The organism is Bacteroides sp. LFL-34, from assembly GCF_027257075.1.
In the GTDB taxonomy this organism is placed as follows: Bacteria; Bacteroidota; Bacteroidia; order Bacteroidales; family Bacteroidaceae; genus Bacteroides; species Bacteroides ovatus.
In genome coordinates this window covers 13615-33561 of record NZ_JAPQKZ010000023.1, presented here as the reverse complement: position 1 = coordinate 33561, position 19947 = coordinate 13615, and the positions used below count along the sequence as shown (strand labels likewise).

Here is a 19947-nt window from a genome sequence, read left to right as displayed (position 1 = left end):
GTAGGTTTCCAAATGCTCGCCCCCGAACCGGACTTACACCTCTCAGCGTATCCGGCTCTCCACTAATTTCAGTCTATCTTTCCGTCATGTATCTTCTTGTGACAACTCCTGCACACGGCAATCGTCTTGCGTTTACGGGCAATCATGTGTCGTTCCCAGCTTTCCTTTCCCTGCAAGTTCTTTAGTTTCCTTACATGGTGCATAACAAGGTCGTCTGTCGCTCCACATAATTCACACTCACGGGCTTTCAGCCTTTCAACAAGGCTTATCCGCCCCGCAGTATAAATTGTTCGTGGCATAATGTCACATTCCGATTTATAGGTGGGCTTCTTTCGTTTGAAGCCACCGTCGTAAAAGTATCTTTCCTTTACACCAGTTTTAGTCATGTGCGTTACGATAAACCTACCGTTCTTACGATATTTCTTGTTTACCTTACGTGTTCGGCACTTATATTTGCCTGCAAACGTTTTGTACATGCTGTATTCCATGATGTACTTGAAATTATTCAAGGCATGGGCGCAGTTGTTGGCTATGGAGTAGTAATTATAGAACCCCACGATTTCCCGATTATAACTATCAAGGATTTCAAGGTCGTCATTGAATATCAGTCCCGATTTACATTTCGGTTTCCATATTTCCTTTCCGTTACGGTTTGTCAGTTCCAATACTCCCCAATCGAAAAGTTTTTTACGGACTGTTTCCGTACTGACATTCAAGCAGACCCTTTTACCATAGGTTCTTCTCAATCTACCCCGTTTATCCCGTCTTTGGTCATTGGACTTTCTTACAGTGATTTCATATCCGAGAAACTTGGCCGGTCTTTCCGTGTGAGTGACAAGTGTCTTTTCATCGGACAGCTCCAATGCCAGTCTGTCAGCAAGGAAGTTTTTAATATCTTCTTTTATCTGTTGCGCATCCTGCTTGCTTCCGATAATTCCCACAAGAAAATCATCTGCATATCTTGCATATTTCATTCTTCTGTAATCGGCATCCATTTCTTCGCCGTTGGGATATTTAGCCCGTCCTTGTTCTATTGCTTTCAGTTCAAGGATTAGCTTTGTCCTTTGCCTTTCGTCTTTTACGAACTTCAATCTTCGCACAATACGTTTTCTTGCATTGCCAAAGTCCATACTTTCTCTACTGAATTTTCGTTTCTTCCCTTTGTCGAATTTGGCTGTGTATTCCTTTATATACTTATCCAGCTTGTCAAGGTATATATTAGCCAATATCGGGCTGATGATACCCCCTTGCGGTGTGCCACTGTAAGTATTGTGGAATTGCCAGTCTTCGATATATCCCGCTTTCATAAACTTGCGTATCAATCGGATGAAGCGTTCATCCGCAATACGCTCCAAGAGAATGTTTATCAATACATCATGGTTTATATTATCAAAGAAGCCTTTTATGTCTCCCTCCACAAACCATTTTGCACCATTAAACTCCTTTTGGATATGAGTTAATGCAGTATGGCAGCTTCGATTGGGACGGAAACCATGCGAGGTGTATTCAAAATTTCCCTCGTATATGGCTTCCAGTACCATTCTTACTACTTCTTGTATCAACTTGTCATTGAAAGTCGGCACGCCAAGAGGTCTTTTCTTACCGTTTTTCTTCGGTATGTACACCCTCTTTGACGGTTGGGGCTGGTACGTTTCATCTTTTAACGTATCAATCAACTTTTCAATTCGTTTCAGGCTCATGTTGTCAATGGTCTGACCGTCTGAACCTTTAGTCATGTTACCCTCTTTAGCGTAGATACGCTGATAGGCAACGTAGAACATTTCCTCATTGAACAAAATTCTGTAAAGACGTTCAAACTTATAGCTTGCATCCTTACTGTGTTCTGATAGACTGTTTAATACTCTTTCTGGACTTCTCATAATGTCTCTCACATTTTCCGTTAATTGTATTAATAATTAGCTGCTTCCCTTCGCCATGTACAAGGCGTTACCTTGCTCAAACTACTATGGAAGCTCCGTTACCACTCCGAATTTTCATAGGTCGAACCTAATAGCCTTTCGGCACTTCGGGATAGGTAATCCCCGTTTATTACATCGTAACTGTTGGCATGATAGATTGTCGGATACGACTTCCGTCCTTTACTCGCTTACTGCGGTTGTGTCGTGATAAGTTCTTGCTACCTTCATTCCTATACACTGAAGTAGTATCACGATATGGCGATTGATAGTTACCTTACGCCATAGCCTCAAGGGGGACCATTCGGACTATCGTTCAATCAATTCGGACTTTATCCTCATATCTATCTTTTCATCTCGCCATTCAGTCGCAGTTTGGTAACTAACTGACTTATGACTTTTCCGACATGCTACACTCCCTGCTCGGTTAAGTTTTCCCGAAACAGATAAGTCGGCTGATGATAGGTCATTTTCAAAGAACACTTTCCTAATCTCTTGCCAAAGAGATATTTACGATGCAACCTTTACGGGCGCACATAAAAACTTTATATAGTCAGCCATGCCTTCACGTGCGATTGCCTTCCAAGCCTCCTCTACAACTATCATCTTTCGCACCCCATGCAAACGTCTCATTTTGTTTATGAAAGCCTCCATAATGATGACAGTGACTACCGGAAAAAGAATTTTATGCTCCTTAATTTCGTCAATTTCAAATACCACAAAACGCTTGTTCAAGAGGTCGAGCTGCTCGTCGGAGTTCAGCAGATAATCGTACTCTCCACCACGATAATAAGGAGCCAATACATTCAGAAAGTTAGTGAGATCGAAATCCTTCTCGCGGTAATGCTTCTCCTCCAGTATTCCACGGAACTCTCCCTGTACGAACTCGTAGAAAGTATTAAAGGAAGGAACCAGCTCATTGTCCTCCTTTATCTTTTCAAGGAACAGGTTAACCGCCATTGAGAGTGCTACTTCCTCGGCACGGGTAATGACTTCCGTATCCCTTTTCCAGAGCGACATGATCAGCGTTTTAATGGACTCTTTCTTTTCCAGGTCAAAGACCTTGTGTAGGCTCGGCACTCGACGCCTTGTCGTATTGCTACGACAGGTTTTCGAGAGCCTGCCCCCGAACCGTACGTACACCTCTCGATGTATACGGCTCTCCGTTGATAAATGCACTTTATTTTTCATGTTCTTGTATCTTTGCGTTGCAACTTGGACATACAGCGAGAGTTTTTCGGTTTCTGTTTAGCATTATTCTGTTCCATTCGTACTCCTTTGATAGAGTTTTGAGTGTACGGACGTGGTGCATAACAGTAGGACTTTCTACTCCGCAGAGTTCACAACGATTAGTTTTGAGCCTCTCCACCAATGTTGGAGGTGGCACAATTACGGTAAATGGTTGTGTGTCGCAATTTGTGTTTGCGTTTGTTGTTTGGCGTTTAAATCCATCATCATACAGTATTCGGTACTGTTGTCGCCCTTTATCATCCTTGTATGGGATTATAAACTGCTTGTTTGTCTCGTACTTTTTCTTCAACTTGCTTATTGTACTTCTTAGCTTTTGAGCAAGTGTTAGATACATACTGTACTCCATGATGTAACCAAACTTAGAACATGTGGCAGATACATTATTAGCAATACTGTAATAGTTATAGAACCCACGTATTTCCCAATTGAATTGGGCTAATATATCGTGTGGTTGCATAGCTGTTAAATGTGACCGGGATTTTGGCTTCCAGATTTCTTTGCCGTTTGCTTGCTCGAAACTTATGGCATCGTACTCTTTTAGCTTCTTCTTTACGGTCTCTATTGGCAGCGTAAGCACAACTCTACCATTAAAATCACGCTGGAGAACTCCTTTACGATTTCGTTTCATCGCATAGGATTTCCTCACAGAGAGTTCATACCCAAGAAATTTTGCAGTGTCTTGTGCATGGGTTATCAACGTTTTCTCTGCTGAGAGTTCAAGATTAAGAACATCGCTCATGTATTTCGTGATGTCAGCTTTAATCTTTTCGCAATCTACTTTAGAACCAATAACTCCAATGATGAAGTCATCTGCATATCTTACATACTTCATTCTTCTGTAATTTTCGTCCATATCATGACTACATGGTATATTACGCATCTCTATTTGTAATTTCTTTGCTTTTTCTGTTAGCTCTGCCTTTACACAAGGGTCAGTTTCTACTTTAAGTTTCTTTCTTAGATTTACCGCTTGGGTATTCTTTTGAAAGTAGACTGCATTACGTCTTTTTTTCTCACCTTTATTGAACCTTTCAATATACTCGTTTATGTACTTATCGAACTTGTCGAGATAGATGTTAGCCAATATTGGGCTAATAATTCCACCTTGAGGTGTTCCTGAGTATGTGCGGTTATATTTCCAATTATCAACATATCCTGCATTGAGAAACTTTCTCACCAACCTTAGGAAACGTTCATCTGATATTCGTTCTCGAAGAGTATCTATCAGTATGTTGTGGTTTATATTATCAAAGAAACCTTTAATGTCTCCTTCTATAAACCAACGTGTTCCTGTGAACTGATGTTGAATATGTGTTAATGCAGTATGGCAACTTTTGTATGGTCTGAAGCCGTGTGAGGTGCTTTCAAAATGCCCCTCATAAATAGCTTCTAATATCATACGTGCTACCTCTTGCACTAACTTATCCTCAAAAGATGGTATTCCCAATGGACGGTTTCCGCCATTCTTTTTGGGAATATATACCCTCTTTGCAGGTTTGGGTTGATAAGTCTCATTTTTAAGACTTTCAATAATATGTTCTATTCTCTGAATGCTCATTTGGTCTATTGTTTTGCCATCTGCACCTGATGTCATGTTACCTTGCTTGGCGTATATACGCTGATAAGCAACATAAAACATATCTTCATTGAATAGGATACGATACAGTCTTTCGTACTTATAGTCCGAAACTTTGCTGTGTAAACATAAAGTGTTTAATACTTTCTCTGGATTTCTCATACGTCTCTCACGTTTTCCTTTGATTTATATTAAAATTATCAACTGCTTCCCTTCGCCATGTACAAGGCTTTCCCCTGTTCGGACTACTATGGAAGCTCCGTTGCCATGCCGAATATTCAAGAGCAAACTCTATAGCCTTACGGCGTTTCGGTTTAGGCAATCCCCATTTAGTTAGCGTAATAACTATTAGCGTGATAGACTGTCGGATGCGACGTTCGCTCTTTTCTCCGTTTATTACGGTTGTGCTGTAATTAGTTCTTGCCTCTTCTCCCGAACGACTGAGAAAAGGTATCACAGTATGGCGTATATAATTGTCTTTCGCCATCGCTTCTTCATTTGCCACTGAGCTATCGTTCAACCAATCAGGCTTCATCCTCGTGTCTATCGTTCCCCCTCGCAATTCAGTCGCAACATGACAATTTGTTGACTTATCGCTTTTCCAACATGCTGCACTCCCCCTCGGGTTTCCCTTTAGGATAAGTTGGCTGGGAGTAGGTTTCCTTTTCATTTTGTTACATTTATGAAATTTGAACTCTAACCTAATCTCTTGCTAAAGAGATATTTACTACGCTTCCATTATGGGCGCACCTTCGGTGAAAAATGGATTAAAAGCTATCGGATGTTTTTCACTATACGTATAATATATGCCATCCTCACCGTTTGTGCGCTGGTGAATCAGGTCACATAATCCCTTGTAACTGTTACCGATGTCGATCAATATAATGTGGGTATTCTGTTCCCAATACTGTCTCACAAGATGGTTCATAAAAAATGACTTGCCCGAACCGGAAGGCCCGATGACCAGCTTGTTACGGTTGGTTGTAATACCACGACGCATCGGTTCGTCCGAAATATCCAGATGCAGGGGCTTCCCGTTTGTCCGGTCTGCCATCTTGATACCGAATGGCGACAGGGAATCCGCATAGTTCGTCTCTTCCGTAAAGAAGCAGACTCCCTGTTCGACGAAAGTGAAAAAGGACTCCTCGGAAGGGAAATCGCCCTCGCCTCCCGGAATACCTGCCCAATACAAGGCAGGTGCGTCAATGGTATTATAACGGGGCTTGCATCCCATCAGGGCCAGAGCAGAACCGGTATCGTTCTTTATCACCTTGAGCTTCTCCCGGCTGTCCGACCATGCCATGACATTGCAATGGCAACGGATGGCGGTCAGCCCGAAGGAATGCGCCTCGTCCAGGTAGGCATCAATCCACTGCTTGTTAAGTTGGTTGGCTCGGCTGTATTTGGAAAGCGAGTGCATGTTGCGTGCCGTCTTCTCAAAGCGTTGCAGGATTTCTGCCGAATCATCGATGAACAGGAACTGGTTGTAAATATGGTTACAGGAGAGCATTAGCCCCACCGGAGCGGCAAAACTTAGACGGCAGTCGCTGCGGTCGGTGGAGTATTTCTCATACCGGGTATCCGTCTGGACGGAACCGGGAAGATCATCCACATCGGAAAGCGTATGTACGCAGAGGATATCATCCCCGATGCGCATCTCCGACGCGCTCATCTGTATATCCTTCAGTGTGGTCGTGTCCTGCTGCGAAAGAGAAAAATACTTTTCAATCAATCCGGCCTGCTGCGGTGTGCCGACTATCTCATCGGTGGTCAACCGCTCCAGACGGATAAAGGCCGAGTCATTCAGGATGCGCTCGAACTGGTCGACACTCTCCAAAAACAGGCTGACCGTTTCTTTGTCCCGGACTTCCTTCGGAATTATATTCCCCCGGCAGAGGATGGAGAAATTGCTCTGGCTGCGGCTGCGTTCCTTAGTCGTCTTGGTGATAAACAGGTAAGAGAAATGATTTAGGAAAGGCCGTTCATTAAAATGAAGTTCGAAAGAACGGTCCAAAAAACTCATCCCGTCTTTCTGCGTGTCGGCCTTGTAATTTTCTTTCAGAAACCAGTCCTGGCGGTGTACTATCGTATAATTCGGCAGTACCTTGACTGCCTTTGTTCATGTGCCGTGCATGGATGCATAATCTGCGGAAGTGACCGTGAACAGCTCCGGAAGAAAGACCTTGAAGCCGATGGTCACGTCCGCGTCTTTGGAGAGAATGCACCCTTCCTCCACGGACAGGATTGGAAACTTACTTTCCAGCGTTGCGGCTTTTAATATATTTCTCATGAATGCGTTTTTTAAATAAGGAAGATATACGTTTGCGATTGATGATATAGGACGGGTGGTACTTGACTGCGGCCAGCTTCATCAAGCCGTTGGGACCATACTTCTTGTTCAGGTGGAACACCCCGAAGATCAGAGAGAAAGCGGAGAGGACACCGAAACCGATACAGAACCACCGGTCAATACCTATCATATAGAAGATGACGAACAGCAGGAAAATGGCCAGCAAGCCCCCGACAAAAAAGTACAGGTATTGTGCCTGCAAGCCGTTGAATTCCACGTTGCGTCCGATTCCCTTGTTGATATTGTATTCCATAGCCTGCTATATTACAGGAAGAAGGAACGAAGGACTGTCGCCGCGACGATGAGGAAGACGCAGGCTCCAAACCAGCTCCCGGCGGTTTTACCGGTGTCGGGGTCGCCGCTACTGAACTTCGAATATACCTTAATGGCACCTATCAGCCCCACAATAGCCCCTGCCGCATATATCAACTTGGTGGCGGGGTCAAAATAACCGGTAAGCATGGATGTGGCCTTTGTTATACCGGCACTTCCGTCCCCTTCGGCATAGGCACTCAGGGTGGAAACAGCTATTCATGCGATAAGAGCAACCGTCTTTTTAAAATGTCTTTTCATATACAATCTAATTTTTTAATGTGAATAAAAACCTTGTTTCAAACAAACCGCAGGAAGTTTCCTGCCTGCGGATTTGTCCTTGCAACCACGATGTCTTTTTAGGATCAACCTGAGTCATAGTAACCAATCATAGATACCTCCGTTTTTAAGGGGTTAATCACTCTTTTAATGTTCGCTCCGGTAAAGGGTAAGGATCAACCGGAATCATAGAAGCCTCTCATATATCTATATCTTCCTTTTAACAGGTTATACACTACGTTTCAAGAACCCGTCCTGCCCGGATCAACCGGAGTCAAAGAAATCTATCATGCTTTTTCGTCTTTTTAGGTTATACATTCTGTTTTAAAACTCGCTGCACCCGGATCAACCGGAATCATAATACTGTCTCATATTCCTTACTTGTTCTATTTTATTGGGGCACATGCTCCGTAATATCAAATTCCCGGAGAATGTCGTCCCTATTCTTTCCAGTCAATAAATGGGGTTCACCCCGGTCTACATACAAACGCATATAGCGTTTCAGTTTATCGCTGCTTCCCAAGACGCTCGCCTGCAGTACCCTTTCCATGTTCGTGCCTTCCAGCTTTTGGAAAGTCTGCCGGGCCTGTTCCTGTTCCGCTTCCGTAAGTTCGTCCGATGCCATTGCTTTCTCAATCATATCCATATTGTCAAAGGTGACACCGGTTGCCCGGTGGGGATTGCTCCGCTGTACGTATCCCGTAATCTCGTAGCGTTCGGGAATCTCCTCTTTTTCTTCACCGGAAGAAGGAGAGGGCTCCTGCATATAATCAATTTCAGGATAATTCAGTTTTTGAAAAAGAGCCGGAACTTCCGGGAATTTCGTATTCTTATCAAGGGGTTCGTGTACTCGGAGAACCGGCTCTGTTTTCTTTTCGGGAGTAAAGGTATCACTCTTTTCTATGCCTGATTCAGGCTGTCCGCTATTGTCATCTATTGTCAGTGAATGTCGCATTTGGTATCGGCTTTTGCCTATTATTCCCGCCTGAGACGGAGCAATTGCCGGATGGATGGCGGCAGGTGCAGTCCGACGTTCCTTCTTGTCCTTTCTGCCTCTCCATGTGAAAATGCTGCCTGTATGCACATACTTTTCAATGCTCAGGTAAGAGGCATAGATGAACAGGATAATAAAAAGGTATTCCATGTCCTTATGATTTTAGTGATTGGTAATACTTCTCCAGCACAGCGTTTATCAATCCGCCGTTCTCTTCGAAATGATGTGCCAGCACCTGGTTTACAAAACCGGCTACGGTCACCTCGCCACGTCCCACCGCCCATACCAAGGAAGAGATGCGGCGATGCAGGTCGGCATCGATATGCAATGATTTACGGGATTTGGTCCTGACCGTATTCAGGAAGGATGCCCTGTAAGCGTCGATTTCCCCGGTGGTAAAGACCGGAGCTTCGCTACTCCCGGCAATCTCCTCTGCCGTATCCTCCGGCTTAGGGGATACACTCGTTGCAGGGGAGTCCGGTCGTATCGTCCCTTTCCTGGCGACAATATCCAATATGGCCTTCTCATCAATGCTCCGAGGGTCAAATTTCTTTTTTCCGCTGTCCATAATTCCTTTTATTATAAGGTATGGGAGGCATCCAGATGTGTTACGGCACATAACTCCTCTATCAGTTCACAGAGACCCGAACCTTTTATCTGGCGGTTGTCGGGAGGGAACAGTGTGGAACGGAAGATACTGTTCTTCAGGGAGCTCAACTCCTTGTTATAGCGTTTGGTATCCGGTATCCGTGACTCCAGCAGGTGTAACTCCGCTTTTTGTATGACACGGTTCCAGGACTCGTAGCTTTCTGTCCGTTCACGCTTGTCGACCATGTTCCAGAAAAGATAGATGCCTTTCAGGTTACAGTTGTGCCTGGCAATCAGTTCTTCCTCCACCACCTCGGCAAACTGGAGGGAACTCTGCATGACGACATTATCGGCCTTTAGGGGGATGAAAATGTAATCTATTGCGGAAATGGTATGGACAACCCCTTCGCTGCGGAGGGTTCCCGGAAGGTCGAACAGTACGACATCAAAGACGGCATCCTGCTCTTCGATGTAGCGGTACAGGTCTTCTATCGCTTTCTCCGGATTGCTTTTGATTACCGGATAGGAACGTTTCCGGATTTGTTCATGCTGCCGGTAGAGGACCACTTTGAGAAAATCACTTTCCTGCACGCTTTCTATGTCCCGGTCACGCATCCGGGAGATGCTGTGCTGGGGGGAGTCGCAATCCACGACACCCACCTTCAAACCTTTCTGGTAGTGAAGGATACTGGCCACCAGAACTGTGAAGGCAGACTTTCCGACTCCTCCTTTCTGGCTGGCAAAGGCAATTAATAACGGTTCTTTTTTCATACGCTTTCTTTATATAATCAGATAAAAATATAATGCTGTAAAACTGTAATGCTTATAATTGTATATCGTTCTACACTGCAAAAGAAAGGAATGCCGGGAAAAGATGAAATACCCTGTCACGGATAGTCATGGATAGTCAGGAATTGACAGGAGGAAACGCCGTCAGGCAGACAGGAAAGGTTGCAATGAAAAAAGAAAAATCCCTGCCTCATCTTTGAAGCAGGGACTAATAATAAAGGAGCGATACCGGTTACCGGACGTAACCGGCGGCTTGCAAGTCCGTCAGGAAATGTTCAGGGGTATCGGTGGCAACTGACACGCCATGCAGCTCCCCGTAACGCCGGGCAAAGTTCTCCATATACTCCTGATCCGTGCAATCATAGTCGAACCGGCTCCCCTCACGGAGCAGCCGGACGAACTCTTCCGGGCTGGCGGCGGTTATCTGACCGCCATCCAGCAAATGATAAGTCTGTATCATACCGCTAACTTTTTAGTTCTAAGTTTAAAAAATAATTTCTGTTTCCCGTCCAGGAAGGGTAACTCCTCCAATGTCATCCGGCTGGGAAGGCTGGATCTTTTCGCAAAGGTAATTAATCCGTTCAAGAACCGGATCCAATTCTCCATCTTTGTGAAATTGGTCGTACCGGAATGCTGGCGGAACTCAACGGTCCGGTGCCTAGAATAAGCCTCAAAATTGACCTTGTGGTATCGGTCATTATTAAAGACCTCCCGCAGGCCGTCTATCGTCCTTACCGATTTGATTCTCTCGTCGGAAACACCGGAGAGGGTTTTGCAGTAGGTATTGTTCCGGCGTGTCCTTGGCATAAAGGCATCAATCAGGTGTTCGAGATGCTTGTAGGTCAAAGTCAGATTCTTCCAGGTGTCCAGATTGAAACCAGCCGCATCCATATGGACATGGAACCCGCAACTGTCATTCACTTTTGCATTACAGATGTCAAGCACCCAGCATACCGTTTCCAGCTCTTTCAGGCCATTCTCACCCACCAGTATCGGGCTGACCAGCTCGAAAGTATTATTTCCCTGCAGGCTGCTGTCCGTCACCAGCTTCCAATGATCCTTGGTCGTGTGGTTATAACCCTCAACGGCAACATGGATACCGGCCTCCCTCAATTCGCGTGCCAGTCTTTCCATATTACAGTTATAGGCTTCAATCTCAATACCGAACTTGTGGGTGAAGGTGTAATCCATCAGGGTGGTTGCTGCCCTGTTCAGCAAGACTCCACCTTCTCTTTCAAGCATTTTCTTCTCAACATTATATACAAAACCATAGTTGCCACGTGTCACCAAATCGGCAATTTCCCTGCGCATCAGGCCCAGACGGAGCAGCTGCTCAATCTTGCTCGTCTTGGTGGTACTCTGTTCTAAGATATTTCTAACTTGTTCGTTCATAGCTTTTTATCCTTTATTATTATACCACTAAGGTAGCATAATAAACCCACATGTCATAGTATTAGAAGCCTTATTGTCAGACTGTTAGCTTAGTTTAGCTAAGGCTAAATACCCTTATTTTATGTATCCGATTATAACATTGCAGCAATCTACAAGGACAGCAATACAGCAATCTACAGTTCAGGGAACCTGTCTTTTTTTCTCATCGTTTCCCCGGTTAGGGAGATTAGATAATTATGCTTATTTTTGTGCATTGAAAACTTAACCCGTAACGAATAGATTATGATGAAATACCTGATTGTGTCCGACATACATGGCTCGTTACCGGCACTGGAACAAGTGCTGGCATTTTACAGGGAGCAGCAATGCGGAATGCTTTGTATTTTGGGAGATATCCTGAATTATGGTCCCCGGAACGGGATACCTCAAGGACTTGACCCGAAAGGGATCGCAGAACGTCTCAATGCGATGGCCGGTGAGATTGTCGCCATCCGTGGAAACTGTGATTCGGAGGTGGACCAGATGCTGCTGGACTTTCCCATCCTGTCCGATTACACCCTGTTGGTGGATAATGGAAAACGTTTCTTTCTCACCCACGGACATATCTACAATGAGGACAGACTGCCGAAGGGAAGGTTCGATTGTCTTTTTTATGGTCACACCCACCGGTGGAAACTTGAACGGACTGAGCATACAGCGGTCTGCAATACCGGCTCCATCACTTTCCCGAAGGACGGGAACATGCCAACATTCGCTATTTACTGTGACGGTACGGTATCCGTTCACCGGCTGGACGGCAGCAGGCTCAAGGAACTTTCTCTCTGATGGGGAATGTATAATAACAGCCTATTATAATTGTAGCCTTTTATAATTGCTTATCCATTATACAAATATAGCAATATCCAAAACGCCAATTATTCAGTTGTCACTGTGTAACATTCCAAGAGACTACAGATATAATAGTATTCGGATTATCCGATTATCAAAATATTCAGTTCTCTGAATATTCAATTATCACGAAAAAGAAGCCATCTGATGTGTCGGATAATCGTAGAATGCTCTACTATTACAGGAAGCTACAGCCTATTCCGCCTCCGGAATATTGGTAAAAAACGCCAACTTTCCTGAAGAAGCAGACCGAAATCGGGAGAGGTTGCCATCGGGAGGGAGGCACCAGTCGGGGCAATCTACAGTTCTACTTAAAAACGTTGTCCCCGTAGAGGGGACAGCAAGTTGTGTTTTCGTTTAACGAAAACCGGACGGTTTAACGGCATATTCCGCCGCCAAACCGTTCCTCAGAATATAGCTCCAGAGTCGCAAATTCAGCCAGAAAGAAACTGCATGTTGCAAGAGTTATTTATTGATATCTTCCTTTAAAGACTTGATTCTTTTATTATTAATCATTCTTCCCGGCTTGATTGAACTAAAAATAAAAAATAACTGTTACCCCAATTCCAATTGCAATGAATTTGGTTTTGGCATTTATCATCTTTAGTAGCTGTAATACATCCTTCTAAACTCTTCCCCTTGGTCTTGTTGGTCTGGTAACATGTTTGGATGGTCCCTACCAGAACTTATAGTTAAAGTAAAAACGGAATTGTTTTTTGTAATATCCCTTACAAAAAATAGGAAGTCCCAAATTAGATTCTGAATAATTAATTTTAAAGGCATTCTTTATGTCATCTAAAGAATTAAAAAATAGATTGCCATCTCCTTTTGTATCATCAGAAATAAGATATAATGTGATAATTGATTTTTGTAATATTTCTGTGTCTTTAGGGGAAAAACTTTGAAGACTTGACTATATCCTGTATTTTACAGGAAAGTATAAATTTGGACTGTGAACTAGAAATAAATTAGGGGATCTTTTTATTGGGGAGAACGTATGAACTGGTATATATTGGTATTGATAATTGACGTACCAGCTGTGCATCTGTCCATTTTCTATCTCGGTAGCGATATACAAGGTTGGAAGATGAATACAGAAGGGGTTGCACAAATGAGAAGAATTTAGTGGCTATACTGTTTTCGCTGTGCTGTATGCTGGCGGGAAGGATACTCCTTTTGGGAAAGTAGAAAGATAAAAGGCAGTCGGGCACTAGAGATAAAAAGTGAGAGGAGCTCCATAGAACGGAAGCTCTCCTCTTTTATTTTTTTATTTTGTACTAAGTTATAAGATTCCGGCTTGTCACAAGCAAGAATAATATAAGCAGATTCCTGTTTCACAACAGATATCTATGCCGCAAAGATACATGAAATATATATTAACACAATGATTTAACGGGTTTTGTTGGGGAAGCTGTCTGTGACGGGGGAATGGACGCTAAGGTGCTTGACATACTGGAGAACTGCTTCGAGTGGAACAGGGACAGGAAACTGATACGGAAAATAAGGAAAGAGGTGGAGGACTTCGAGCGTTGGACGGAAATGAAGGCGGCAGAAATGCTGCGTGCCAAGAGGCAGCAAAAATAAATCTCATTTATATCATATTATGCAATATACAAAGCTGATAAAATATTCAAAAAAAAATATTTTATCAGCTTTCAAATAATGAATTACTACATAACCTACATTAAGAAGTGCATTAGTATATAGAAAGTAGTGAATATACACTAGTTACGATAAGCCGAGTTTTTTTTACTAAAGATGGTGGCGAAGATTCTTGTTTCATTACTTCTCTGTCATCGAAATATGAAGTTAAAAACATAATTGTCAAAATCAACAAACGTGTATACTGTTTTATAATTAATATAATTAAGGTTAATACTGAATACGTTAAAAGTCAAAAGTGCCATGTTTATAAGAGGACCGGGAAGGTTTATAATAATCCTCACCCGGGGTCTGGGGTTGTATAAAATCTTGTCTGAATATTTCTGTAGGATTATCTGTAATTAAATCTGCATCATGGGTATATATGTTAAAATAGCACTCTGGATCTGTTTTTTGGTTATATGGTCCTTCTCCCACAAAAGAAAATTTGTAAAAACCAATTTTTTCTCCGTCTTTTCTGACTGTAAGGAACCAGACATTACCACTACTTATCGTTTTAAATCTCAATCCGTTTAATGATGAATAAGTTTCCTCTATAAACTGGCCATTCAAATATGTCTGTTTTTTACAAGTAAAAGGTGACTCAAATCTACCACCTTCAGCTGGTAGAATAAAAGGATTCTGTTCCGAATGGATTTTATACACAAATGTCAACTTTCCTTTATCTATAATTAGTGGAATTTTTTCTACTTTTATGCCATTAATAGTAGAGTAAGAAATCTGTAAATCAGCATTCAAAATTTTATCTTCTTTATTAATATTTGAGGTTATATTTAATACTACCTGATCGCCCTCCACTTTTGTTTCTATATCAGAAAAAAGAGTTTTATCAAATTCTACCGAAACATCCCTGGGAATAATCGGAACCTCTGAACTTAAAACATCATCTATTAATGTTTTTTTTATAATCGTAATCGTAATAATACGTTTCTCTCCAAGACAGCTAAACGGTTTGGATGCGTCCTTACTTGTTAATACTTGATACTCTGTTTTTCTATTGTTTTCCTCTTTTTGACAGGATAACAATGCTAAAGAAATAAACAAAAGAATAAATACCTTTCTCATATTAATGCAAATTAGTTACTATAAATAAAAGTAATATTTAATATTGTTGAAACCTCAACATCTGATACAAACTCTTTTGCGGAATCAACAAATTCATTTTTACTATTATAAGATAATTGAACAACAAGTATTTTGTTTTGAGAGCTTTATTTTGACCATTATCTTTTTTATCTTATTGGTATGATTATAAAACATATACTACAATTCTGGAAGAAGAATTGAATGTCCTTATAATGCAAAAGCTTTTTTACTAGATAAAATCAATAATATCATATTGTAAATATAAGGCTAAATCTGTATTTTACAGTTATAAAAAAAAACTTTAAATCTAACAAATAAATTTATATATGTATTATAATCAAATTCTTAAGATTAAAGTATCCGGAATTATCTAACATAAAACTAACATTTATATTTTAAAATAGAATCAGCTCACAAGCTATTTCTAGCTAAGCATTTCCGGTACCGTGAATGATGATTTCGGTCTGGTTACCGGTGCGTCAGTCTTCGTAAAAGGTACAAGCAACGGTTGTATCACCGACTGCATTAGCCAATGTATCTTCCGAAGAAACCTTGGTCATTTCATTCATTGGTTATCAAACACAAGAAGTTCCGGTAAACAATTAGCGGAAGTTTTTCATCAACTTAAGAGAGGGCTCACAACAACTGCAAGAAGTAGTGGTAATGGCAATGGGTTATGGTGATGTCCGCTGCAAACACCTAACAGGTTCTATCGTTAAAGCAGACATCAAGTTATTTGGGGATATTCCTAAAAAAATAAAATGTAAGAGGGTGCACTTCATCTTGAACAAGTATATGACATGCTCGATAAAGCATTTGATAAGTGTGATAACCTTGACGGACTCGTACTTCATTCTGATCAAGGTTAGCAATACCAACACTTCGGATATCGGAAAAGGCTTGAAGAGCATCATATAATTCAAAGTATGTCGAGAAAGGGAAACTGTCTGGACAACTCTATGATGGAGAATTTTTTCAGAATTATGAAATCTGAACTTCTATACGCTGAAAAGTTCGAGTCTCCGGAAGACTTCACAAAGGCTTTGGAAGGATATATAGATTATTATAATAATAAAAGAATTAAGTCCCGGTTAAAAGGAAAGAGTCCAGTACAATACCGAACTCTTTCTATAACTGGATAGTGTTTAACCAGTCCAAATTTTTGGGGTCACTTCATCAGTCGGACACCCTCTTTATTTTTGGAAGGAGGCTATCCCGAACTCGCGTTATAAGTTTAGTTGCCGAACCACTCTATAGCCATGGGATTTCCTATGGTGGTTATCATAGGAATAGGATTAATCTTATCTGTCTGAGGATTGAGATAATAGATGCCTTTTGTTGTCGTTGAAGCATTGGCGATTGCCAAACCGTCTTTATATTTAGACACTAACACGCCATAGCCATTGGACAAATCCAATCCTTCTATTTTCTTCATCTTCTGATTGTATAAATCAAAGACTACAGCTCGGCTCGCTATAGCGCCATGTCCCGTTTCTCCTGGTTTGTAATAACCGGGAATATCAATGTATCCGTAGGCTTTGCCATTGGCTGCATAACAAATTGAAGCGGCAAAACCAGCTACTTTCTCTTCTCCTTCGATAGAAGCTCCGGTTATCGTCCAATGGTATGTTGGATCAAAGTCTGTTTCTCCTTTCTTAATCCGAAGTATGCCGGCCTTATGACCTGCCACCATTCCGAAGTTCCCGAGACAAGAAATGTATATATCGCCTTTTTCATCCATGAATAAAGACTTGGGGTCGATCGGACGTGTGGCTTGAGAAAAACCACTGGTTTTCTCTGAAATCATCTTGACCAACTTGTCCGTCTTGGTGTCAATGACGGCTACATCTGCTTGTTTGTAATTCTCAGGGCTTGTCCAACCTCCCACCATCTGGCTTAGACCAGCAAACACATATCCGTCACGCTCAATCATGATTCCGATGTCCGGATTATTATCTTGAATACCCAAAGAGGTCAGGTTGATCTCTCCTGTCTTCTGCATCGTTTCGGGATTAAATATGTAAATCAGTCCTAGTCCGGCAAGCGATAGATAGGCTTTTGTGGAAGATAGTTTGACAAGATTGTTGGCACTGTTATTGGCAGGCAATTGCAAGCTTCCCTCTCTTTGTAAAATTCCATTCGTGCGACGGTATTTAATCAGTTCGTTTTTGTCCATTGTCAAATGATAGCTTGGGAAGACATAGACTTCCTGACCTATTATCATAGGATAAGAACTGCCAAAGGGAACATTTATACCATTGTTGTTATTGGTAGCCATCGTCTTGCCTAATACAGGCTCATCAATGAGTTGCATATAAACCGTTCCATCCATACCTGTTGCATTGGGTAGGGCTGTTGTTAGGAGAATCTTTCCCGAACCTCCTGCAATAGGATTGTCCGGATCATTCTTGTCACATGAGTTAAGGCACAATGCAGCGAATATCGCTGCTACAAAAAATACATTCTTTTTCATTTCTTTTTTTGTTTAATGATTGTTAATTTGTTACTTAAATACGTATCTGAATCTGATAGTGAAGCTACGTCCGGGTAAAGGACGGTTAAACTCGCTGATCATTTTTGTATCGGTCAGGTTGTTTATTTTTCCCATAATGAAGTAGCGCCCATTGCCAAAGCTTTGCTCAAAGCCTATATTGCACGAGAGGGCTCGAGGTATGCGATGCTGCTGGAATTGGCTTTGTTCGAAGTCGTACAGATATTCTTCCACAAATGAAGCATCGGTGAATATGCGCGTATTCATCCCGCTGCCTCCGAACAGATTTTCTTTGTGAAACTCCAATCCTGCGTTTGCCATCAGATAGGGTATATTGGGCATACGGCTACCTTTGGTAGGGTTGGCAACAGTTGTATTTTGTTCATACTTACGCACATCTCGCAGATCTTGGTAAGTGGCGTTCACATAGCCATAGAGCCACCGTGTCATGTCGGCTTTCACCTCTGCTTCCATACCAAGAGTCCGCATCTCGCCGAAGTTCTGATACTGCGACTGCAAGAATCCGCCCGTAAAGCGAATCATGTCTTTGAGATGCATATAGTATCCGTTCAGTTCAATCTGTAAGTTAGAGGAGGCTTTTCCAGTTAAATCGAATAACATTCCTATGTTGACACTTATATTGCGTTCGGGAGTGAGATTGCCGGCAGGAGCTATCACGTATCCATCACCCAACAGTTCCTCTTCCGATGGAAGCCTTACATCATATCCGAACGAAGCTTTTGCCATCAGACTGGGTGTGATGCGGTAGCGAAGTGCATTGCTGATGCCGAAATCATTCTTGTGTGTGTCTATATCCTCTGCTGTCTTTACCAGGACACTTGCCATCCGCGTTTTCATCGAGTAGTAGTAATACTTGACGTTGAAAGAGTTAAGGAACTTATCGTTCGAGGTGCGATAGTCGTAATTCAAGCCTGCCACCCAACTGAACATATTGCTTGGAAAGTCGGTACGATAACCTATGACCTTGTCCTTCATCCCATCACGAGGGTTGGCATGAGCGTATTTCAGCAAAGAGTTGAAGTTTACCGAATGGTTCTCATTGACAAGATAGTTGAGATTCAATTTGTGCTGCAATTGATGCTTTTCATTCGTCAATAATGAAGCCCATTTGCCGATTTCGCCGCCGAATTCGGAAACTGCCGGATAATGCGTTCCATCCCAATGTGTGCGGTGCGAGGCGGTATCGGCAAAATGATAGTCGGTATAGATATACCCCAGCTGCCAGTCCAAGTCCAGGCCGTCTAAGAGGAAGTTTTCTTTCTCCATCTTATTGGCGAAAATAAAGGCGTTGGAATGGCTGTGTGCATGCCGGATGTTCGATTCTATCCCCTGTATATCTTTGTAAGTATGTATGAAAACGGGTTCAAACTCCACCAAGTCAAACCACCACTTCCGTGCCTTAAAGCTACCGCCGATGACTGTTTTTTTAAACTTGTCGTGATCGCGGGTTATAGTAAGCCCCTCTTGAAAAGGAGACTTCATCTTGTAGTCGTTGTCGGCATAGGTATAAAAACCTCCCAGCCCGAACTCGATTCCTTTTGGGGCAATGTTCATCTTGCTCACAACGGATGCATTGTGCGTATTGAAACTGCCGTAAGAATAGTTCACGTCCAAATATTTAGGCGGATACTCTTTGATGACAATATTGACCGCACCACCTACGGCAGAACCTCCGAACTTGGCAGGGACAACTCCTTTGTATATCTCGATGCGGTCGATCATTTCGACCGGAATATCATTGATGTCGATAAAATCGGAATTGTCGTTCATCGGATTCCCGTCAATGAAAAGCCCGATGCGTTTGCCTTCCAGTCCGCGCACCGATATGCGAGAGGTACTGCCCGTTCCACCCGTGGCACGCACGGTGATTCCGGCAGTTTTTGCCAGAATGTCTTGTACATTGTTAACCGTTCCTTGTATCTGGTTCATGCTGATAACGGATATGGGCATGGCCTGCTCCCGTAACTTACGGGCTTCGCTCTTACCCATCACTACCACCTCGTCCAACGATTTTGCTTCGGCTTTCAGGCGGATGATGATTTTTTTCCCTCTCTCTTTACCCACCGTGAGCTTGCGGGTTTGCGTGTGGTAGCCTATAAACCTTACAGTAAGCGTATAAGTGGCTGCGGGAACATCGGAAAGTAAGAACTCGCCATGCCCGTCTGTCACAATGCCCTTTTTCAGCTCTTCGATGAAGATGGTTGCGCCGGGCAGTGGTTCTTCGCCTGCATTGTCGATGACCACGCCTGCAATCCGTCCTCCACCTGTTTGGGCGGACACGCTGATACCTGTGAGCATCAGCGTGAAAAAGAAAAATAATACTTGCTGCTTCATTGTTTCTTGTTATGAATA

16 protein-coding genes and 2 pseudogenes are annotated in these 19947 nt (G+C 42.6%); 3 read left to right on the top strand and 15 right to left on the bottom strand.

The genetic code is table 11. The annotated features are described in order from the left end of the window. Positions 1-68: 68 nt before the first annotated feature. The 12 genes and pseudogenes from N5O98_RS14765 to N5O98_RS14710 all read right to left on the bottom strand — a co-directional run bounded on the left by N5O98_RS14765 (position 69) and on the right by N5O98_RS14710 (position 11447). Entirely contained in the window at positions 69-1880 is a 1812-nt protein-coding gene (locus N5O98_RS14765) for a reverse transcriptase/maturase family protein (RefSeq protein ID WP_032855781.1), read from the bottom strand. 546 nt (positions 1881-2426) lie between these two features. Further along, positions 2427-2981: pseudogene (locus N5O98_RS14760) on the bottom strand (TraG family conjugative transposon ATPase); the annotation flags it as partial. A 115-nt stretch (positions 2982-3096) separates the two neighbouring features. Then, positions 3097-4905, bottom strand: a complete 1809-nt coding sequence (locus N5O98_RS14755) for a reverse transcriptase/maturase family protein (RefSeq protein ID WP_004310327.1) — start codon at positions 4903-4905, stop codon at positions 3097-3099. A 7-nt stretch (positions 4906-4912) separates the two neighbouring features. Next, positions 4913-5413 (bottom strand): hypothetical protein, encoded by a 501-nt coding sequence (locus tag N5O98_RS14750; protein ID WP_007851780.1) that lies wholly within the window; start codon positions 5411-5413, stop codon positions 4913-4915. An 81-nt stretch (positions 5414-5494) separates the two neighbouring features. Continuing rightward, positions 5495-7033: pseudogene (locus N5O98_RS14745) on the bottom strand (TraG family conjugative transposon ATPase); the annotation flags it as partial. After that, a complete protein-coding gene (locus N5O98_RS14740) occupies positions 6996-7346 on the bottom strand; it encodes a DUF4133 domain-containing protein (protein WP_004309896.1) in 351 nt (116 codons plus the stop codon). The gene N5O98_RS14740 and the pseudogene N5O98_RS14745, both read right to left, overlap by 38 nt. 11 nt (positions 7347-7357) lie before the next feature. Continuing rightward, a complete protein-coding gene (locus N5O98_RS14735) occupies positions 7358-7624 on the bottom strand; it encodes a DUF4134 domain-containing protein (protein WP_029425492.1) in 267 nt (88 codons plus the stop codon). A gap of 451 nt (positions 7625-8075) precedes the next feature. Beyond that, positions 8076-8828: a hypothetical protein gene (locus N5O98_RS14730; protein ID WP_118161461.1), complete on the bottom strand. Its 753-nt coding sequence runs from the start codon at positions 8826-8828 to the stop codon at positions 8076-8078. A 4-nt stretch (positions 8829-8832) separates the two neighbouring features. Beyond that, entirely contained in the window at positions 8833-9246 is a 414-nt protein-coding gene (locus N5O98_RS14725) for a DUF3408 domain-containing protein (RefSeq protein WP_004309899.1), read from the bottom strand. An 11-nt stretch (positions 9247-9257) separates the two neighbouring features. Beyond that, the gene (locus tag N5O98_RS14720; RefSeq protein WP_004309900.1) at positions 9258-10037 is read right to left on the bottom strand and encodes a ParA family protein; all 780 of its coding nucleotides are present in this window, start codon (positions 10035-10037) and stop codon (positions 9258-9260) included. A gap of 250 nt (positions 10038-10287) precedes the next feature. Further along, the gene (locus tag N5O98_RS14715) at positions 10288-10515 is read right to left on the bottom strand and encodes a hypothetical protein (RefSeq protein ID WP_004309901.1); all 228 of its coding nucleotides are present in this window, start codon (positions 10513-10515) and stop codon (positions 10288-10290) included. After that, positions 10512-11447: an amidoligase family protein gene (locus tag N5O98_RS14710; protein ID WP_004309902.1), complete on the bottom strand. Its 936-nt coding sequence runs from the start codon at positions 11445-11447 to the stop codon at positions 10512-10514. Before N5O98_RS14710 ends, N5O98_RS14715 begins: the two co-directional genes overlap by 4 nt. Positions 11448-11732: 285 nt before the next feature. On the opposite strand from N5O98_RS14710, the gene yfcE reads away from it, so the two are divergent. Then, on the top strand, positions 11733-12272 hold the full coding sequence (yfcE, locus tag N5O98_RS14705) for a phosphodiesterase (RefSeq protein WP_004309903.1): 540 nt from the start codon (positions 11733-11735) through the stop codon (positions 12270-12272). Between the two features lie 1491 nt (positions 12273-13763). Then, positions 13764-13919: a hypothetical protein gene (locus N5O98_RS14700; protein WP_004309904.1), complete on the top strand. Its 156-nt coding sequence runs from the start codon at positions 13764-13766 to the stop codon at positions 13917-13919. 303 nt (positions 13920-14222) lie between these two features. Here N5O98_RS14700 and N5O98_RS14695 read toward each other — a convergent pair whose 3' ends face one another. Beyond that, positions 14223-15062, bottom strand: coding sequence for a hypothetical protein (locus N5O98_RS14695; protein WP_004309905.1), 840 nt, complete (start codon positions 15060-15062; stop codon positions 14223-14225). A gap of 947 nt (positions 15063-16009) precedes the next feature. On the opposite strand from N5O98_RS14695, the gene N5O98_RS14690 reads away from it, so the two are divergent. Continuing rightward, on the top strand, positions 16010-16225 hold the full coding sequence (locus N5O98_RS14690; RefSeq protein WP_004312979.1) for an IS3 family transposase: 216 nt from the start codon (positions 16010-16012) through the stop codon (positions 16223-16225). A gap of 92 nt (positions 16226-16317) precedes the next feature. Here the strand turns inward: N5O98_RS14690 and N5O98_RS14685 are convergent, their stop codons facing one another. Beyond that, a complete protein-coding gene (locus N5O98_RS14685) occupies positions 16318-17556 on the bottom strand; it encodes a DUF5074 domain-containing protein (RefSeq protein ID WP_004309907.1) in 1239 nt (412 codons plus the stop codon). A 30-nt stretch (positions 17557-17586) separates the two neighbouring features. Further along, positions 17587-19929 carry a TonB-dependent receptor gene (locus tag N5O98_RS14680; protein ID WP_004309908.1) on the bottom strand — a complete coding sequence of 781 codons (2343 nt, stop codon included), beginning with the start codon at positions 19927-19929 and terminating at the stop codon, positions 17587-17589. Positions 19930-19947 lie beyond the last annotated feature (18 nt).